This window comes from Acinetobacter sp. 1207_04 (genome assembly GCF_052850415.1).
Genome location: NZ_VXCQ01000014.1, coordinates 25,149 through 45,338 on the forward strand (window position 1 = coordinate 25,149; position 20,190 = coordinate 45,338).

At 38.2% G+C, this 20,190-nt stretch carries 17 protein-coding genes; 5 read left to right on the top strand and 12 right to left on the bottom strand.

Annotated elements, in window-relative coordinates:
* Positions 1–233 precede the first annotated feature (233 nt).
* Positions 234–1,307 carry an SDR family oxidoreductase gene (locus FW754_RS12920; protein WP_409510903.1) on the top strand — a complete coding sequence of 358 codons (1,074 nt, stop codon included), beginning with the start codon at positions 234–236 and terminating at the stop codon, positions 1,305–1,307.
* A 92-nt stretch (positions 1,308–1,399) separates the two neighbouring features.
* Here FW754_RS12920 and ligA read toward each other — a convergent pair whose 3' ends face one another.
* The 5 genes from ligA to FW754_RS12945 all read right to left on the bottom strand — a co-directional run bounded on the left by ligA (position 1,400) and on the right by FW754_RS12945 (position 9,760).
* Positions 1,400–3,427: an NAD-dependent DNA ligase LigA gene (ligA, locus tag FW754_RS12925; protein ID WP_419346433.1), complete on the bottom strand. Its 2,028-nt coding sequence runs from the start codon at positions 3,425–3,427 to the stop codon at positions 1,400–1,402.
* A gap of 103 nt (positions 3,428–3,530) precedes the next feature.
* Positions 3,531–4,601 (bottom strand): cell division protein ZipA C-terminal FtsZ-binding domain-containing protein, encoded by a 1,071-nt coding sequence (locus tag FW754_RS12930; RefSeq protein ID WP_446324863.1) that lies wholly within the window; start codon positions 4,599–4,601, stop codon positions 3,531–3,533.
* A gap of 1 nt (position 4,602) precedes the next feature.
* A complete protein-coding gene (gene smc, locus FW754_RS12935) occupies positions 4,603–8,055 on the bottom strand; it encodes a chromosome segregation protein SMC (RefSeq protein WP_446324864.1) in 3,453 nt (1,150 codons plus the stop codon).
* 27 nt (positions 8,056–8,082) lie between these two features.
* Positions 8,083–8,778, bottom strand: coding sequence for a GntR family transcriptional regulator (locus tag FW754_RS12940; protein ID WP_409510899.1), 696 nt, complete (start codon positions 8,776–8,778; stop codon positions 8,083–8,085).
* 172 nt (positions 8,779–8,950) lie between these two features.
* Positions 8,951–9,760 (bottom strand): sulfite exporter TauE/SafE family protein, encoded by an 810-nt coding sequence (locus tag FW754_RS12945; protein WP_446324865.1) that lies wholly within the window; start codon positions 9,758–9,760, stop codon positions 8,951–8,953.
* 29 nt (positions 9,761–9,789) lie between these two features.
* Between FW754_RS12945 and FW754_RS12950 the strand changes: the two genes are divergently transcribed.
* Both FW754_RS12950 and FW754_RS12955 read left to right on the top strand, forming a co-directional pair.
* Positions 9,790–10,545: a biotin--[acetyl-CoA-carboxylase] ligase gene (locus FW754_RS12950; protein WP_446324866.1), complete on the top strand. Its 756-nt coding sequence runs from the start codon at positions 9,790–9,792 to the stop codon at positions 10,543–10,545.
* Between the two features lie 37 nt (positions 10,546–10,582).
* Positions 10,583–11,329, top strand: a complete 747-nt coding sequence (locus FW754_RS12955) for a type III pantothenate kinase (protein ID WP_409510896.1) — start codon at positions 10,583–10,585, stop codon at positions 11,327–11,329.
* A 127-nt stretch (positions 11,330–11,456) separates the two neighbouring features.
* Here FW754_RS12955 and FW754_RS12960 read toward each other — a convergent pair whose 3' ends face one another.
* Complete coding sequence (locus FW754_RS12960; RefSeq protein WP_409510895.1) at positions 11,457–12,044, bottom strand: RBBP9/YdeN family alpha/beta hydrolase; 588 nt, start codon at positions 12,042–12,044, stop codon at positions 11,457–11,459.
* Between the two features lie 129 nt (positions 12,045–12,173).
* Positions 12,174–13,583 carry a signal recognition particle protein gene (ffh, locus tag FW754_RS12965; RefSeq protein ID WP_409510894.1) on the bottom strand — a complete coding sequence of 470 codons (1,410 nt, stop codon included), beginning with the start codon at positions 13,581–13,583 and terminating at the stop codon, positions 12,174–12,176.
* 142 nt (positions 13,584–13,725) lie between these two features.
* Here ffh and FW754_RS12970 point away from each other — a divergent pair, with 142 nt between their 5' ends.
* Positions 13,726–14,535, top strand: coding sequence for a cytochrome C assembly family protein (locus FW754_RS12970; protein ID WP_409510893.1), 810 nt, complete (start codon positions 13,726–13,728; stop codon positions 14,533–14,535).
* 533 nt (positions 14,536–15,068) lie between these two features.
* The gene (locus FW754_RS12975) at positions 15,069–16,001 is read left to right on the top strand and encodes a tRNA dihydrouridine synthase (protein ID WP_446324867.1); all 933 of its coding nucleotides are present in this window, start codon (positions 15,069–15,071) and stop codon (positions 15,999–16,001) included.
* Positions 16,002–16,072: 71 nt separating this feature from the next.
* On the opposite strand, the gene FW754_RS12980 is transcribed toward FW754_RS12975, so the two are convergent.
* The 5 genes from FW754_RS12980 to FW754_RS13000 form a co-directional block, all read right to left on the bottom strand.
* Positions 16,073–17,152: a DUF1176 domain-containing protein gene (locus FW754_RS12980; protein WP_446324868.1), complete on the bottom strand. Its 1,080-nt coding sequence runs from the start codon at positions 17,150–17,152 to the stop codon at positions 16,073–16,075.
* Positions 17,153–17,210: 58 nt separating this feature from the next.
* Positions 17,211–17,615 carry an NUDIX hydrolase gene (locus FW754_RS12985; RefSeq protein ID WP_419346423.1) on the bottom strand — a complete coding sequence of 135 codons (405 nt, stop codon included), beginning with the start codon at positions 17,613–17,615 and terminating at the stop codon, positions 17,211–17,213.
* Between the two features lie 12 nt (positions 17,616–17,627).
* Positions 17,628–18,803, bottom strand: a complete 1,176-nt coding sequence (locus FW754_RS12990; protein ID WP_446324869.1) for a low temperature requirement protein A — start codon at positions 18,801–18,803, stop codon at positions 17,628–17,630.
* Between the two features lie 228 nt (positions 18,804–19,031).
* A complete protein-coding gene (locus FW754_RS12995; protein WP_409510887.1) occupies positions 19,032–19,505 on the bottom strand; it encodes a YybH family protein in 474 nt (157 codons plus the stop codon).
* A gap of 263 nt (positions 19,506–19,768) precedes the next feature.
* A complete protein-coding gene (locus FW754_RS13000; RefSeq protein WP_409510886.1) occupies positions 19,769–20,110 on the bottom strand; it encodes a YegP family protein in 342 nt (113 codons plus the stop codon).
* Positions 20,111–20,190 lie beyond the last annotated feature (80 nt).

The following is a 20,190-nucleotide window of genomic DNA, read 5'->3' on the forward strand; positions in this document are numbered from 1 at the left end:
TTAACTCTATTTATTTTTAAAAAATTCATATTGATTCATTTTTGTAACTATTCACAATGCTTCTTATTCAGCATTAAAATAGCTGACTACAACGACATAATTTATTCACTTTAAACGCATACGTTCTCACATGCGTTAATGTTAGAATTTACATGATCATAAAGTACGATGATCTTTATATATTTGATCTTAATCACTTTGAGCTTCACCACTTAGAATAAAAGGAACATATCATGTCAGAGGGAAACACCACTGCACCCATTTTGGTTACAGGTGCGACAGGTTATATTGCAAGTTGGGTGATTCAAAAATTACTCGAACAAGGTTTCACGGTACATGGAACGGTTCGTAGCTTGGCAAAAAAAACGAGCTATCAACATTTAGAAAAAATTGCAGCTCAAACCTCTGGCACGCTCAAATTTTTTGAGGCAAATTTACTTACTGAAGGCTCTTTTGATACCGCAATGCAAGGCTGTGAAATTGTCTTACATATGGCTTCGCCTTTTGTCGTGACCAATTATAAAGATGCAATCAAAGACATTATTGAACCTGCCATTATAGGCACTGAAAATGTGCTGAATAGTGTCAATCAAACGGCGTCGGTGAAGCGTGTGATCGTGACGTCTAGTATTGCTTCAACTTATGGTGATGCGGTTGATATTTTACAAACTTCACAAAATATTTTTGATGAATCACATTGGAATACGACTAGTTCAACAACACATCAGCCTTATCCTTATTCAAAAGTCATGGCTGAACGTAAAGCCTGGGACATGGCAAAAGCTCAAGATCGTTGGGATTTAATCTGTATTAACCCTGCGCTTGTACTTGGCCCTTCACTTACAGCTGGTACACAGTCAGGAAGCGTTGAAGTTTTACAACAGTTTGCCAATGGCATGACGCTTGCGGGCGTACCTGCCATGTGGAATGGTATTGTTGATGTTCGTGATGTTGCTGATGCCCATATTGCTGCTGCATTGAGTACCACAGCTTCGGGGCGCTACATCATTAGTGGGGGGTCACTCAGCCTCATGGAAATGGGTGGAATTCTACGCAAAAATTTTGGCAATGCTTATCCATTTCCACGTAATCAATTGCCAAAAATTGCGTTTAAAGCCTTTGGCCCCATAATTGGTTTTAGCCGTGCATTTGTCGATAAAAATATGGGTTATCCTATATTCTTTAATGCCAATAAAAGTCGAAAAGAATTAGGTATGACCTATCGCGACATTGAAGTGAGTTTGGTTGAACATTTCCAACAAATGATCAATGATGGTTTGGTGAAGAGGTTTATTTTTCTCAAATAACTTCCAAATAATCCTTGAATGAAACCCAATAAAAAACCACTGTTAAACAGTGGTTTTTTATGATCAATAGTCTACATATTCAAGTAAATCAATTATGCAGAAAATTGTTGTAAGAATTCTAAAAATTGCTGTTCATTTAAAACAGGAATATTCAATTTTTCAGCCTTCTCTAATTTTGAGCCTGCTTTTTCACCTGCAACAACACATTTAGTTTTACTCGACACACTACCACTAACACGTGCACCCAAGGCTTGGAGCAATTGAGTTGCTTCATCACGTCCCATGGTACTGAGTGTGCCTGTGACTACCCAACTCTCACCATTTAGTGGCTGACGGCTCGGTGCGACAGGTGCATCCCAATGAATTCCTGCTGCAAGTAAGCGATCTACCACTTCAAGGTTATGTGGTGCTTGAAAAAAGTCCACAATCCATTCAGCCGTAATATCACCAACATCAGGTGTTTTCTTTAAGGCTTCTAAATCCGCTTGACGAAGAGCCTCCAAAGTTTGAAAAGTATTAGCTAACATACGTGCTGTAGTTTCACCAACACCACGAATTCCAAGCGCATAAATAAAAGAAGCTAGTGTCGTTTTTTTACTGTTTTCAATCGAATCAATCAAGTTTTGAACCGACTTCTCGCCCATTTTCTCAATGGTCAATAATTTTTCACGATGCTCATGTAAATGATAAATATCTGCCACATCATTGAGTAAATCTAAATGTAATAATGATTCCGCCCATCGATCTCCCAAACCTTCAATATCCATCGCTTTACGTGAAACAAAATGGCGAATCGCCTCAATACGCTGTGCTGAACAATACAATCCACCCGAACAACGTGCTAAAGCTTCACCTTCAGGCATTACGACAGGCGAAGCACAAACAGGACAGTTTTCAGGTAAATGCACTTCAACCGTATCATTCGGACGAAACTCTAGCCAAACTTTTTCCACTTTCGGAATCACATCACCACTGCGGTAAACACTGACTGTATCGCCGACACGGACATCTAAACGGTGAATTTCACCAATGTTATGTAAAGTTACGTTAGAAACAGTAACACCACCCACAGCAACAGGATTTAAACGTGCAACAGGCGTTAATGTTCCTGTACGCCCCACTTGCCAATCAATATTGTCGACTGTGGTTAAAGCGGCTACAGCAGGGAATTTATAAGCCGTTGCCCAACGTGGCTCGCGACTTAAAAAACCCAATTGTTGCTGTTGTTTCAAGTCGTTGACTTTAACGACCATACCATCAATTTCAACCAATAAATGTGGACGTTCTTGGTTGATTTGCTCATACTTTTCTTGAACTTCTTCAATAGATTGACAAACAAAATGACGCTCACCCACCGCAAAACCGAACTGCGTTAACCACTCCAAACTTTCAGACATGGTATTTTGCCCATGAGGTGGTTCACATTGTGCAATACCATAGGCATAGAAGGCTAAAGGACGTGAGGCTGCAACATTAGGATCAAGCTGACGTAGGCTACCTGCTGCTGCATTACGTGGATTTGCAAAGGTCTTTTCACCTTTCGCTTCATTTTCAGCATTCAGTTTTTCAAAACCTGCTTTTGGCATTAGTACTTCGCCACGCACTTCAAGCAATGTCGGAATTTCTATTGTTTCAGAACTTAAAACTTTCGGTAAATTACGAATTGTTTTCACATTTTGTGTAATTACTTCCCCTGTTTCACCATCACCACGGGTCACGCCACGAATCAATATACCGTTTTCGTACCACAGTGAAATCGCTAAACCATCAAATTTAAGTTCCACATCATATTCAATTTTTTGATTCGGCAAACGCTCTTCTATACGACGCGCAAAAGCAAACAACTCATCTTGATTAAAGACATTACCCAAAGACAGCATGGGCACAGTATGGGTAATATTTTCAAACTTTGATAATGGCTTTCCGCCTACACGACTAACAGGCGAATCGGGTTGTATCAGATCTGGATATTGTTGTTCTAGACTTTTAAGTTGATGAAAGAGCTGATCATACTCACTGTCTTCTATGCTCGGTTGATCCATCACATAATACTCATGATTATGTTGTGCAAGGACTTGAATCAATTGACGCATTTGAGCGACGATCGCATTTTTTTCCATAAATTCTTTCACCAAAACTCTTTTACCATAATAAATGGGCGGATAATTCCGCCCATTTCATTTTAAATCAGTCTCAAAATAATATCAGCATTTGATCTGATGATCAGACCGCTTGTCCTGAACGAAAATCAATGGCTTGATGACGCCAGTGTTCTTTTAACTGTGGGGTAAATTCCAGATTATTTTCATCATATACCGTCCCATCAATCTCACGAGCAATTAAACCTGCAATGCTCACCATGGTATCAAAACCTTTTTGCACATCAGGATGTGGCAAAGCAAGGAAGAATGCCAAACCTTGCACCTGTTCCATAGACAAGGCCTCTAAATCAAAGCCGGCTGGTGTTGAGTCAATAATACGTAATACTGAAAACATCAATGAACTTTCATTTTCAGGGTCTTCATAGCGGTGAAAACACTTCATTTCACCAAAGCGTAAACCATATTTCATCATTACTTTCAGGGTTTTATCACCCGACAAGGCACGACGTGGATCAGGATAAACATTTAAGCCAATAATTCTCTCAGCATTTGCCAAAATACTTTGATCGTCTTGGCGTTGTTGCTCACTCAAATGCACATCAAGAATACTGCTTTCATCTTCAAATTCTTGAATTTTTACAGTTTCAACCTGTGTATTCGGTGTGAATGCTTCAATGGCTTCAACTTGCGGTTTCGTCATATATGTTGATGTCGCCGTATCAGTTTTTGTTATATCTTCTTGATTGGACGTTTCAGTTTTTTCCACAACAGAAGCCGTCTGTAAATCAAGTGTTGGCTCAACCTTTTCAATTTTCAGCTTAGTTGTATCATCCGCTTGATCAATATGTGCTGTGATATTTTCTTCAGTCACTTCTGCAGTCACTGTTTCAGTTGGCTTTACTTCAGTTTGCTTTGCCTCAGTCGGTTTTGGTTGAGCTTTTTCAGTTGAAGATGCGTTAACATCAACATCTTCAAGTATCGTTAAATTTGGCTCGACACGTTCTGTTTCTGCCGAGCTACGCAACTGATCACGTACATGGCGTGGAATGACTGGCTGATTGCTGTCTTCATTAATATGCAATGCTGAATCAAGCGATGGCGCTGCATCATCTGACTTACGCAATATCATAATCAAACCCACAAGGCAGATAATAACCGCAAGGACAATGCCAATAATTGTTGTGATTTCCATACTAGGACTCCGCGGCTAAACCGTACTCTCTTGCCTCTTCCAAATTCACTGTGACGAGTTTTGATGTGCCCGGTTCAGGCATCGTCACACCCAATAAATCAGTTGCCATGGTCATAGCAACTTTATTATGTGTAATGTAAATGAATTGCACCTGCTCCGACAATTCTTTTACAAGATTACAAAAACGCCCAACGTTCGCATCATCAAGTGGCGCATCAACTTCATCAAGCACACAAAATGGTGCAGGATTTAAACGGAAAATTGCAAAAACCAATGCCAATGCCGTCAATGCCTTTTCACCGCCCGACAGCAATGCCAATGAACTATTTTTCTTGCCCGGTGGACGAGCCATTAAACGTACACCCGATTGCCAATCATCTTCAAGACTTAATGTTGCTTCACCACCATTAAAGACTTTTGGAAACAGATTTTGTAATTCTGCATTGACCTGATCAAACGTGGTCATAAATAATTTACGAGTTTCCTGATCAATACTCTTCATGGCATCTCTCAGTTGCTCCACTGTATTTTCTAAATCTTGAATTTGATGCATCAATTCATCAAAACGCTTTGACACTTCCCCATACTCTTCCGAAGCCGCCAAATTGACCGCACCCAATTTTTCAAACTGACGCTGAGCTTTTTCAAAGTTTTGTTGATGCGTAGGTAAATCAATGATCAATCCTGATTTCATCTCAGCATTCATCTCTTTGAGCTGATCAGAATAATGCTGTAAATCAGACTTCGCTGACTGCCATGCTAAGCGCTTTGCTTCGAGTTGAGTACGTAGTTGCTCATCATTTTGTTGATGTAACAGACGCAATTCGGTTAACTGTTGCTGTTTTGACTGAACATTATTCAATTCAACTTGCCAATCTGCCCAAGTTTTTTGCAACTTTTCCGCTTGCTCAGCTTGCTCAGCATACTGACGCTCTAGGCTTGGCAACTCGAGTTGAATCGGATCAACAAATTGATGAGCCTGTTCCATTTGCTGCACAATCTGCTGATAGCTCACTTTAGAAAAATTCAAATCTTTATCAAGCAATTCAATCTGTTGCTTATTTTGCTCAGCCATACGCCTTGATGCTTCCACATCTTGCTGTTTATGCTGTAATTGTTGCTGTTGTTCTTCAACCTGTTCATTAAGCTCGTCAAGCTTATATTGCAAAGTTTTATATTCAGGTAAATGCTGTTCTAGCTTCATGCTCAATGAATGTAGATCAATTTCAAGATCATCTTTCTGCATGGCATCTTCTTCAAGTTGCTCATCAAGTTGTTGTAACTGACTATTGAGCTGAACTTTTTGCAATTCAAATGCCTGCGTTGCACTTTGTTGTTTAGCGATTTGCACATTTACTTGCTGTTGAATATTTTGCTGTGTTTTTAAAGCTGTTTGATCTGCTTGGATCTGCTTCTGTAATTCAGCCAACTGATGTTGTATTGAAGGTAATACTACTTCAGCATCACTCAATTGAGGTAATAAAGTTATAAGCGCAAGCTCAATTTCTTCTAAACGAATACGATGACTCAATGCGCCTTGTGCGGCTTGACTGGATTCATCGAAGAATAAGCCAATGACCCAATCTTGACCGACATGATAACCATCGAGTGTCAGAAGACTCTGCCCAACGGTTAATTGTTTTTGAAAACTCAACGCCTGCGTTAAGTTTTCAGCAATCGCTACCTGATTCCACAATGAATATTGAGGTGATTCAATCCAATCTGCTAAACAAGATAATCCATTGATTTGGATTTTATCCTTTGAAATTGAGCTTTTTAACTGACGAGCAAGACTGTCTTGAAAATCAGAATTTGTATCAACAATGTCTGCAGACAGCCATTTTGCAAGGAACTTTTCAACCAAACTCGCTTGTGCTTTACCCTGCTCATTGAGTTTTAAAACGTGCATGAGTTGTAGAGCATTTTCTGATGTTTTAACTGAACTTTTCGCCATCAGCTGATTGAGATTTTTCTGCTCAGACTGTAACACTTGAATTTCAGACTTTAGTGCTGAAATTTGTACTTTTTGTAGATTGACGTGTTCTTGCGTTTGCTCAATACGAGTTTTTGTTAGAGCAAGGTTTTGCTCTAACTGTACAATTTCACACTGAGCTTTGGATTGATCTTGTTCAAGTTGACTCAAATCCTCCGTCATAAACTGCTTTTTTACCTGTTCAGCTTGAGCTTTTAAGGTGTCTTTTTGCTGCTCTATACGTTGAACATTTTTACTCAGTTGCTCCATTTGCGCTTGCATCTGAGCTTTTTGCTGTTGCTGTTTTTCAACCTGAATTTTAATCAGTTCATATTGTTGTTGCGTTTGTAGTTGTTGCGCTTTTAAATCAGCAAAGACTTGCACACGCTGTTGACTGTCAGCTTCGGCACTTTGTAAGTTTTTAGCATATTCATCTAACTGTGCCTGTAAGGTATCGAGCTGTAATTCAATGAGCTGAATACGTTCTTTGGTTTGAATTTTTTGTGTTTCGAGCTTTGCTAAAGATTCAGTATTTTGATTCAACAATGCTTGTTTTTGCTCAAGCATCATTTTTAATTCAGCGAGTTTCTTTTCCGCATGTTGCCATTCATTTTGCAAAGGTGTCGATTGTTGAATCAGACGTTGAAATAATTCACTTGTCGATGTCAAATCATGCTCAAGTGTAGTCATGTCCGAGCGCACGAGTTTGAAATGTTCACCAAGTTCATTCATTTGAACGGTATATTCTTCTTGTAAACGGCTACTTTGTTCACATTGGAAAGATAAAATTTCTATTTTTAAAGTTCGAACTTCATTTTCAAGTGTTTTGTATTGAACCGCATTTTCAGATTGACGCTTGAGTGTTTTTAACTGTCCTTTCAATTCAGAGGCAATATCTTCTAAACGCTCAAGATTCTGTGTCGTATGCTCTAAATGTTGTAAAGTTTCACGGCGACGCGCCTGATAACGTGATACGCCTGCAGCTTCCTCAATATATACCCGCATTTCTTCAGGCTTAGCATCAACCAAGCGGTTAATCATACCCTGCTCAATAATGGCATAGGAACGAGGACCTAAGCCTGTCCCTAAGAAAATATCGGTAATATCACGGCGACGGCACTTCGTCCCATTAAGAAAGTATTCAGATTTTCCATCACGGTTGACCTGACGGCGTACAGCCAATTCACTATAGGCATTATACGCCCCTCCGAGCTTGCCATAGGTATTTTCAAAGCGTAGTTCTACACTTGCCATACCAACAGGTTTACGTTTTGCCGTTCCTGTAAAAATGACATCTTGCATAGTTCCGCCACGTAACTGACGTGCGCTTGATTCACCCATGACCCAACGAATGGCATCAATCACATTGGATTTACCACAGCCATTAGGTCCCACTACCGCAGTACGGTTCTCTTTGAATTGTAATGTCGTGCTGTCGGCAAAAGATTTAAAGCCAGACAATTTTAAGCTGCTTAAACGCATAATGTCCTAATTACTTACTCACGTTACTTAGCGACGTGATCTCCGCGCCCAAGCAAGTTCGATTTGTTTCATTCGTGTCAGCGATTCCAACACTAAGTTGCGTAAGTGTCGGCAAAAATCATCCATAAATAAAGTAGCTTGTTGTGATTTTCGGATTAAAATCGCATCAATCACCAAGCGGAACAATTCTAACGCTTCTTGTAGCTCTCGTCTTGAAGTATTTAAGGTTAAAAAATAGCTACGACGTAAAGAAGGCAACAGTTCCTTATAAAATTTCATCAAATAAGAGTTGCCAACCATATCATTTTGTTCAGACAAAAAATGAAAAATACCATCATAAAACTTTTCAGTATTGCCCTGTTTTACATGCTCAATTAAATCATTTAATAAATGCTGTAGCGCTTCAGCTTCATGGCTTCGCCACGTCTCACTCATTTTATGAACAATCTGACCCAATAGAAGTGCACAAGTATCAAATAACGCTCTCACTTGCTGTGCTGACATTTCTGACACAATTGCGCCACGACGTGGGAAAATTTCAATCAGATGCGTGCGTTCAAGCAACAATAAAGCCTCACGCACCGAACCTCGACTGACATCAAGTTCTTTTGCAATGCGTAACTCTTGTATGCGCTCACCCTCCACCAATTCACCACTGATGATTTGCTCGCTTATATGCCTTGCGATTTGTTCCGATAGGCTATCTACATCATCCAAATGCATATAAATCCTGTTTTATTAGTTTTATTTAGATTAAGTCTGAATCATTATCTTCCTTATATAACTGATTCAGACTTTGCATTTCCATGTCATTGTTAGACAATTTTTAAGATTTTAAGCCAATCCTGTTGTGAACAATAGTGTCATTGATCTAAAACTTTAGCTATCAGCCAATTTAAAAAAATATTTTAATGCCCTGAAATACAAAGTAAGTTCCGACTAAAACCAGCAAACCTGCAAAGCATTTTTTCAACATTGCAGGTGATAATTGATGTGCCACTTTTGCACCGAGTTTTGCTGTAATAAAACTCATAACACTAATACCAATAAAGGCATAAATATGCACATAACCAATCGCATTTTTAATTTCAACTTGACCATGTGATCCAAAAATCATAAAACCAATTGCCCCTGCAATAGCAATCGGCAAACCACATGCTGCCGAAGTCGCTACCGCTTTTTGCATCACTACGCCATATTTATTTAAATATGGCACTGTCAAACTTCCCCCACCAATACCAAAAATTGCCGATGCTACTCCAATACCACCACCTGCAAGCATTTGCATTGGTACAGGCGGTAAGTGTTTAGACACATCTACTTGAACATTAGCGCCCTTAAACATTTTAAATGCCACCCATAAAGCAAATACACCAATGATCAATTGCAAATTACCACCCGACAAAACATCGGCAATACCTGCACCTAAAAATGAGCCTAGAACTAAACCTGGTGCAAGGTTTTTAACCACATGCCACATAACCGCACCTTTTTTATGATGCGCTGAAACTGAACTTAGTGATGTCACAATAATTGTTGCCAATGATGTTCCCAATGCCATATGCATCACAACCGTTGGGTCATAACCCATTTGAGTAAAAACCACATATAAAATTGGGACAATAATCAAACCACCACCAACACCAAATAGTCCTGCGGCAAATCCTGCAATTGCACCAATGACCAAATATATGATTAACTCCATCACTACTTTCCTTTCTTCTCAGATTCAATATGGATTTAGAGACTCGTCATCTTCGACAGCTTTTAACAGATGCTCAGCAACTACCTGAAATTCTTTTACTTAAACACAATACAACATCGACCAATGATGATGTCCGTGAGCTTGCACAAGGCGCAAATCGCATCCTTGTGTGTAGTGAACAACAAAGTCAGGGACGGGGGCAACATCAACGAGAATGGGTCTCTCCCATCGGGAATATTTATTTAAGCACATTGCTGAAAACCAAAACACCCCTTGATGGACGCCTTGCACTTGAAATTGCATTAAATATTCTACAAATTTCAAGTTTAAAAACCCTGCCAAATCTCCAAGTTAAATGGCCCAATGACCTGTATAGCCCACAAGGAAAATGGGGAGGGATACTCGTTGAACCATTATCAGCACATGAAGCCATTGTTGGTGTCGGGATCAACTTATTGCCTGTACCACCTGAACAACTATCACAACAAGCAACTTCTGTCGTGCAATTGGGTGTGCAATTTCCCAACCGTATTCAAATGATCAGTGACGTATATTTAGCCATTTTGCAAGCGGGACAATGGTTTGATCATGGCTGCTACAACCTTGCAGCTCGCTTCAATAATGTCGCAGCATTTATGGGACAAACGGTTGAATTTGAACAAACAAAAGATACTATTCAAGGTGTTTTTAAAGGCATTGATCGAGATGGAGCAATTCAAATTGAAAATGAACAAGGATTACAAAGCTATTATCAAGGACGTTTACGTCTAAAATCGGTTAAATAGATCAACATTAAAAATTAGTAGGACGATCAACACTTCCATGAAAAACTTATGGCTTGATATTGGCAATACACGTCTAAAATATTGGATTACCACGACCGATCTCGAAACATTAGAGCAACATGTTATTGAGCATGGCGCAGAATTACATCTGCAATCTCCTGCTGATCTCTTGTTAGGTTTGATTCAACATTTTAAAAATAGTGAGATTGATTGTGTTGGCATTTCGTCAGTCCAAGATCAAAAGAATAATGAACGTATTTTACAGATTTTAAACCTACTCGATATTCCCATGACCTTTGCAAAAGTACATGCCGAATATGCGGGTTTAAAATGCGGCTATGATCATGTTGAACAACTCGGTATTGACCGTTGGCTTCAAGTATTGGCTGTCGCTAATGTTGAACAAGACTTATGTGTTATTAGTTGTGGGACTGCACTAACGATTGATTTAACACAAGGTTTACAACATTTGGGTGGATATATTTTGCCAAATTTGTATTTACAACGAGACTCACTTATTCAAAATACTAAAGGCATTAAAATTCCTGACGTTGCCTTTGATGAACTCACTCCAGGACGCAATACCATTGATGCAGTTCATCACGGTATTTTTCTTGGCTTACTCAGTACTATTCGCCAAGTTATGCAACAGTCACCACGTAAACTTATACTTACAGGTGGTGATGCACCTTTATTTGCACGTTTTCTTGAAGAGTTTGAACCACAAGTTGAAGAAGACTTACTACTCAAAGGTTTACGTTTCTATATTGAACATGCAACATGATTTTAAAGTTATCAAGTAGCATTTAACGTGTAACCTTATCAAATAAATAAAAATTGAGGATGCTTTAACATCCTCAATTTCGATTTCAATAAAATCTCAATTTTTAAAAAAATGCGATTTTCTATTTCTATATAGTCACTACTTGAGTAACCGACTGTTCGACCAATAGTTTTTCTAACTTTTCCCAGAGCTGTGGGAACTCGCTAAGACCATCACTTTGCATAAAGTGACCTGCTTTTTTCACTTCAATCATTTGTGCATTTAATAATTGACCAAAACGAATACTCAATGGTGCAGGAACGAATGGATCATTACAGGAAAATAATGAATAACGTTGCTGAATTCTAAATCTGAGTAATGCATCATTGAGTTTGGCTTGTTGAACAAACTGATTCAATTCAGGCAAAGCTGTCAGCTTTTCATTAAAACCTGCGACCATAAATATCGCTTTAATTAAACGACCATTAAGTGCTTCAGAGAGATAATCTAGTACGCTAATACACCCTAAACTATGCGCAACAATAATGGTTTGCTCATTTAAAGGATGGACTTGTGCCTCCAAATTTTGACGCCATGTGGCAAAATCAGGCTGATCACTGCCTTGCAAATGAACAATCTCACATTGACTTCCCATTTGCTCAATTTTTGTTGCTAACCATGGAAACCAATGTTGCTCAGGTGAAGATTGATACCCATGTATAATAAAAACTTTCATAAGCATTCTTCTAATAATTATTTACTTAAGTTTATTATAATTTAATAATTCTTTTAATTTGTATTATTTTTATAAACAAAAAGGTGATAAATATCACCTTTTATGTTTTTGATTTTAAAAGTTTAACCTTTATTTCTTCGGTTCATTGTTACCAAATAAGGGTCCCATACCACCGCCACCACCAAATTGCTTTTGCATACCGCCAAGTGATTTCAACATTTTCGCCATGCCCGATGGATTGGCAAATTTTTTCATCATTTTTGCCATTTGCGCATGTTGTTTAATGAGCTTATTCACCTCAACAACTTCCATACCACAACCCGCAGCGATACGTTTTTTACGACTTGGATTCATCAAATCAGGATTACGGCGCTCTTTAATGGTCATCGACTGGATAATCGCTTCCATTTTTTTCACTTGCTTTTCAGGGTTTGCTTGTGCAATTGCATCTTGAATTCCTGAATTGCTCATGCCAGGCAACTTATCTAAGAAGCCCATCATGCCACCCATGTTATTCATTTGTTCAAACTGCATCAGCATATCTTCAAAATTGAAGCTTCCGCCTTTTTGCAATTTTTTCGCCATTTTTTCAGCTTTTTCTTTGTCGATTTTACGTTCAACTTCTTCGACTAAAGAAAGGACATCACCCATACCCAAGATTCGTTGTGCAACACGCTCAGGATGGAATGGCTCTAAGGCATCGAGTTTTTCACCCATACCTAAGAATTTGATTGGTTTACCTGTAATTGCACGAACTGAAAGTGCAGCACCACCACGGGCATCACCATCAGTTTTAGTCAAGATCACGCCTGTTAAAGGCAGTGCATCATTGAATGCTTTTGCAGTATTTGCAGCATCCTGACCTGTCATCGCATCGACAACAAATAGTGTTTCGGTTGGACCAATCGCTGCGTGTAATGCTTTGATCTCATCCATCATATCTGCATCAATATGCAAACGACCTGCAGTATCGACAATCAAGACATCATTAAAGTTAATTTTTGCCTGACCAATCGCACGTTGCGCAATTTTGATTGGATCTTCCGAAGCATCTGATTCAATAAAATCAGCACCCACTTCAGCAGCAACGGTTTGTAGTTGTTTAATTGCCGCTGGGCGGTAAACATCTGCAGAAACCATTGCAACTTTTTTCTTTTGGCGATCTTTTAAGAAACGCGCAAGTTTAGCAGCTGTAGTGGTTTTACCTGCACCTTGTAGACCTGCAAGCAAAATGACTACAGGTGGCTTAGCAGCCAAATCTAGGGTTTCATTTGCCGCACCCATCATTTTGGTGAGTTCGTCATAGACAATTTTGACAAAAGCTTGTCCTGGAGACAGCTGTGTCATCACTTCTTGACCCAATGCTTCTTCCTTAACTTTCGCGATAAACTCACGGGTTACAGGCAAAGCCACATCGGCTTCAAGTAGTGCCATACGCACTTCACGTAACGTGTCTTTAATATTGTCTTCAGTCAGTTGTCCTGAGCCGGTAACATTTCTTAGACTCTGCGTGAGTCGTTCTGTTAAGGTATCAAACATTGCGAAATCCGCTTAAAATAGTTGTTGCAAAAAATCTTCTGAAAAATAGAACTTTTATGCATAAGATGCTATAGGATACTGTAGTTCACATGGAATTTATATCTTATAACATGATTATTCATCATCCTGAAAAAGGTTTGACATGATTAGCCTACCCTTGGTTTATACGATTTTAGCATTAATTGCCTATACCTCTGTATTTTGGTATTTGGTGATGCATTTAATGTCAAAACGTGCTTATAACCCTTGGTTTATCGGGATCGTGTCAAGTTTGGGACTGATTCTACATGCAAGTGTACTTTATATTGACATGGTTACGCCACAAGGCATTAACTATGATGTTTTCAATCTAATGTCTTTTACAGCAGGGCTCATGCTACTGCTCAGTCTACTTTATAGCACCTATCGTCCCGTCTTATCGCTCAACTTGTTAGGAATTCCTGTTGCAGGCTTTGGACTGATTTTAGGTTTTTGTTTTAGTAAACCTCATCAGTTCATTGAACAGCATTCCTTAGGCTTAGACATTCATATTATTTTGTCGTTATCTGCCTATGCCGTTCTACTCATGGCAACTATTCATGCGGTGGTATTGTGGTTACAAAATCGTGAATTAAAGAAAAAACAAAAAAAACGTATTTGGGTGAGTTTTTTACCTTCATTTCAAGCCATGGAATCTTTATTATTTGATATGTTGATGACAGGCTTTACTCTGCTTACTCTCGCTCTTGGTTTTGGCTTTTTCACCATTGATAATTTCTTTGCTCAACATCTTGCCCATAAAACAGCATTTAGTATTGTGTCTTGGTTTGTATATGGCGCATTGCTGATTGGTCGCTATAAGTTTGGTTGGCGTGGTCAAAAAGCGATTCGTTTTACCATTATTGGATTTTTCTTATTGGCCGTGGGTTTTATTGGTTCTAAATTTGTTTTGGAAATGATTTTAAACCGCTGATGCAAACAAAAATTTAAAAAGTGAAAAACCATCCCAAAGCCTAGTTTTAATCAATTAGGCTTTTTTAATTTATTTGAATGAATTGAAATGATTCAATAAAACCAATCAATCTCGTATAAGATATTTTATATTTATTTTAGAACTTTAGAAAAATAAAACCTATGTTATTACCCTTAAAATTAATAAGGATTATCGCTTTATGAACAGGGCAAAGTAACCACATTAATACGCTGTTCTAATACAGACGTTGCACTAGCAAGAACATGTTATATGCAATGGGTTATGGAACCTGAAATAAAGGTACTTTTAAATGCTCATTTTAAAAGAGTACATTTAAAAGATTGGCAATTGATTCAAAAGCAGTCAGAAAAAATTATTAAAAGCTTTATTGTACAATCTAAATAATGCATTCAATTAATACATAAACTATTTATATTCAATAACTTTATTTTATTCAAAAGTACATCACCTAGACATCCTCACAAAAAAAACGTATAACGCTCCTGTTCAAATTGATAGATCAGGTAACGACATTGAAACTCATCCTTGCACCTATGGAAGGCTTAACCGACCCAATCATGCGTGATGTACTCACGTCTGTAGGTAGCTTTGACTGGTGTGTGACTGAGTTTATTCGTATTACCAACTCGGTATTACCGGATCATGTTTATCATCACTACTGCCCTGAACTCCTCAATAGCGGAAAAACGGCATCAGGCACACCTGTACATGTGCAATTTTTAGGAAATGATCCTGAAATGCTCGCTGCTAACGCAATTCGAGCAGTTGAGTTGGGCGCACCTGTCATTGATATGAATTTTGGCTGCCCTGCAAAAACAGTGAATCGTCATCGTGGGGGTTCGGTACTCCTTGATGAACCCGAAGTAGTTTATGAGTTGGTCAAAGCGGTTCGTGATGCGATTCCTGCACACATTCCTGTTTCTGCAAAAATGCGCCTCGGCTATATGGACAGAAATTTCACCATGGAAAATGCTCATGCGATTGAAGATGCTGGTGCTTCATGGGTAACTGTACATGCACGCACCAAAGCAGATGGTTATACACCACCTGCATTTTGGGATGTGTTACAACCGATCAAAGAAACACTCAAAATTAATGTCATTGCTAATGGTGAAATTTGGACAAATACTGATGCCAAACAATGTCAACTTGAATCGGGCTGTGAAGATTTAATGATTGGACGTGGTGCAGTCACTACACCCGATTTAACCCAATGTATTCGTCAAAATACTGATGAAGCCTTACTGACTTGGGACGAGTTACTCAAATTACAAATCCGTTTCCTTAGTGGGCCTTATAAAAAAGAAATCAATATGGTTGGGCGTTATAAACAGTGGATTGGTATGATGTCGAAGCATTATCCTGAAGCAAAACTGCTATGGAATGAAGTGAAACGTGCCAAAAAAATTGATGAACTCATTGAAAAGCTGAAAAATCCAGATTAAATCATTTTAAATCAATGACTCGCTCTATTTAAGCCATTTAAATCATCTTTTGGCTTCAAAAAAGCAAAAAATTATCGAGCTGATTCTTTTATATTGGAAATTTTGGTGGGCATCGTCCATGCACCACCAGGGAATCCTTTACATTGTAAATTTGCAGCTTCATAGCTTTGAATAAATTTTTGTCCATTCCAGACCCATTCCTCCGATGACCAACAATCGCCCAAGCCACGCCCTTTATGCGAAGCATTCAACATAACTGAATCACCATCGCTAATCGAGTTACTCACCATTTGATACACTTTTGTTAGTTTGTGATCCATTACCCAAGCACCTGAACCAAAATTATAAGCCCCACTCCAACACGGGCTTCTGACTAGACTTTTATCTTTCGTCAAAGGGGTCACAATAACCTGACGAACATCAGCATCCTGTTCATTAAAAAGAATATAACAATCTTCCTCGGTGGTCGTAGGTTTTAAAATATTCTGTATACGTTCCACCTCTAGATGAGGTGATTTATATTCAATCATTTTACCTTTTATAGCGGGTTGCACTGTGACAACAGGGATTGCTTCAGGCTGTAATACATTTTCATTTGCTCGATTTCCCTTTTTAATCAGGGCTGATGATGTCCCTACTCGCTTTTGAAACTCATCCATTTTCAGCAAAACAGCACTCATACCACTGTCTGAAAGAATCAAACTATTTTTTCCTGCATCCAAAATAATTTCGCTGTTTTGCGTTGCACTTTTCAATAAAGCTTGAACTTGTTGAGGTGTTAAAGTTGTTGAGTTCTCTTCCTGATTTGAAACTTTGCCATAAGATTGACCATTAATTTTTAAAATATATTGCTTAGGAATGATCGCTTTTTCATCACCAACCATCATAGTAAATTCAGCTTTTACAGGTGTATTTGTACCTGCTTTTCGAGTCAATAAAACGCTGACCATATTTTCAAAGCTATTTTCATCTGTGTGATATCCCGCTGCTCGGCATGTTCCGGTATTGTCACAAGCAAGCTCCCAATCACCATGGCTAAATGAAATCCCTTTAATTTCAGCAAATATACTTGTGCTAGCGAAGCTCGAGCAGATCAATAAAATTGTTTTTAAATGACTTTTAATATCATCTTTCATCTTAGTATTTTTCATTTTCTGTCCTTTTTAATGCGCTATTTTTTGATGATCCATACTCTTATCATCCATAATCTTAAAATGCTCGGCTAACAACTTGACCTTGAAATTTTAAACAATCTTCAACACGTATGCGTTGTATTTCGGACAACTCATCAACATTAAACCAACGATATTCGGAATGTTCTACACTGAGTTTAATTTCTGTATTTTCCTTGAAGTGGCATTTGAAAATAAAAGCATGTGAAGTCACCGCACTGTGAAAATAAACACCCGATAAATAATCAAGTTCAATCTCACAACCTAATTCTTCATAGCATTCACGAAACAATGCATCATGAATGGTTTCCCCCATGTCCAAACCACCACCAGGCAAGCCCCATGCATGCTCAGCATAAGTAGCTTTCAGCAATAAAATCTGACCCACTGTATTACAAATGACCGCATGAGAACTCAGTCGGTAAAAATCATGAAATCCCATACAATCTGCCTATTAGAATCGTTTAATTAAATAAGTTTTTGTTAAGAATAGACGTAAAGCATACACGACACCAATGGCGAAAACGCTATAACCAATGTCAGGAGAAAATATAGGAATACACAGCACAATTATTGTTGTTAATGGATAGAACCATTTTTTCATGCCATTAAGCGTATGTGCTTCATGCAGTGCCCACAAACTTCCCGTATAAATGACCAATGGAATTGCCACGAGCCACCCCGCCATTTGATCTGAAATATGTGCTTGATGAGTCGCAACATCAACAGCTGCTGCAAGACTTGCCCCAATCATGGCAATACTAATAAAAATAAAGAAATGTCCATACCCCCAAGAAAACACACGTTTTCGGGTAGTTAAAGTATCGCCCACTTCATTATCAAAATATGCCCACCACATGGTAAACATTATAATCAAGCCACCAACCATTAAGAAAATTAACTCAATACTCAGTAGCTGACTTTGTAGTGCATCGGCAATTGCGCTATAACAGCCCACAATCGATTCACCTAATACAATGATGGTCAAAAGTGAATAGCGCTCTGCAATATGATGCGGATGCCATGGTGTTCTACTCGCAGCTTCCGCCCAAAGTGGCACACTCAACTCAGCACACACTAATCCAGCAAAAATAAATAAAGTTAAATCAATTGGGGCAAAATGAAACAATAGCCATGCAAGTTGTACAATAACAATACCAATCACATAGCGTATTGCAGTTTTTCTACGTTCTAAATCACTTGCTGCCACTCGAAGCCATTGAACAACCAAACCAAGCCGCATAATCACATAACCCGCGACAATTACATCGAAGTCATCTTTTTGAAATGCCATGGGAATGCCCGCAGCAATCACCAATGAACCAATAATCTGTACAAAGGTCATAACTCGGTAAAAAGCATCATCATTGTCATAGGCAGAGGCAAACCAACTAAAGTTCATCCATGCCCACCACAAAGCAAAAAACACCATCAAATAATGCACAAGTCCTGTACTTAAATGGTTTTCAATCATACTGTGATGCAGTTGCACACCTGCTGTTGCAATAGCGACCACAAAAATCAAATCAAATAAGAGTTCAAGCGATGTCGCCACACGATGCGACTCGTGCGGATTTCGAGGTAAAAGAGGTTTCAACCACGTAGGGCGAGTAGGAACAGAGTCGGACATAAGTAATATTTCTTCGATTTATTTTCAATGAATTTTTTCAAATCGTTTCACAGAACACAAGTCATATTTTATATGTTATTGGCACTTATTTTAAATTTTGTGAGTCATATAACTAAAATATTTCTTCTCTAAAAATAAAAAAATCCTGTCTTCAAACAGGATTTATCAAAAGAAATAGGTCAGTTTAATAACATTATTTCCTGATCAAATTTTCTATCTTAAAATAATTTAAACCACTAATCTGAGTTTGGGCTTATTTTTAAGTACAATCGCTTGACCTGTTAGCAGATCAACAGGCATCGAAATATGTTGATGTACAACAAGCCAAGCATCATCTTTTTTCTGTAAACATAGCGTTGTACGACACCAAGGCATATCTAATTTGCCTTTCAAAATTGGATTTTCAACTTTAGAATGGCAATGCATCACCACCAAATCATCTGCTGCATACAAACGAACTTCTCGGCGAGAGATTTTCATTTCTTCATTAAAATAAGGACTAAATTTTTCCCATTCTTTTTTGTATTGTCTTACACCATCAAGCTGAGAGCTGACATCAAACATACTGATATCGGTAGCGCACTGTTGCATTAAATCATCAACGTGTTGACCCAATAATGCCTGATCCCAAGCCTGAATGACTTGTAGAACTTCTTCTGCAACAATATGATTACCAACAATTTCAATATGACCTACATTCATAGAGGAATTCCTCAACATTATTTTTATTTAACGTGATGAATTTAACATTTTTAATAATATTTTGTTAATTGATTTTATATTTTTTTGTTATTTTTTGAAATTTTTAAATTGCGTTTAAAAAAATGAACATTCCATACTGAAATTCTAAACAATCCAATAACAATCTACTAAATTATAACAAAATGAAAAGAGCATGTATTTACATGCTCTTTTGTAATAAATCCGATAAAACTTGGCTTAATCTTTAATTTAAGTCTTGAGTATCAAGCCTCTATCGTCAGATCTTTAATTTTATCAGATGAACCATTTTTCTTGACTGACTCAATGCCATTATCACGTGCAGCTTCACTCGAATAGAACTGACTTGTACCAATAATCTGATGGTTTGCTGCTTTTAAATTAAAGTATGGTTTACCATTTTTAGCTTCAAGTCGCTCATAACGCCCATCTTCAGGACTATTTTTTTGAACAGACTCGATCCCATTTTGTGCAGAAGCTTTGGCTTTATAAAGTTCGCTCGTCAAAATCACTTCGCCATTACCTGCTTTTAATACAAAACGATATTGATCATCTTTTGCCTGACTAATTTCATACCATCCTGACATATTGATTTTCCTCTAGTTATTTTTACATTTATTGTTTCGAAATCGTGCTTTATCTGCATAAAAATATGCGCGTGCACTAA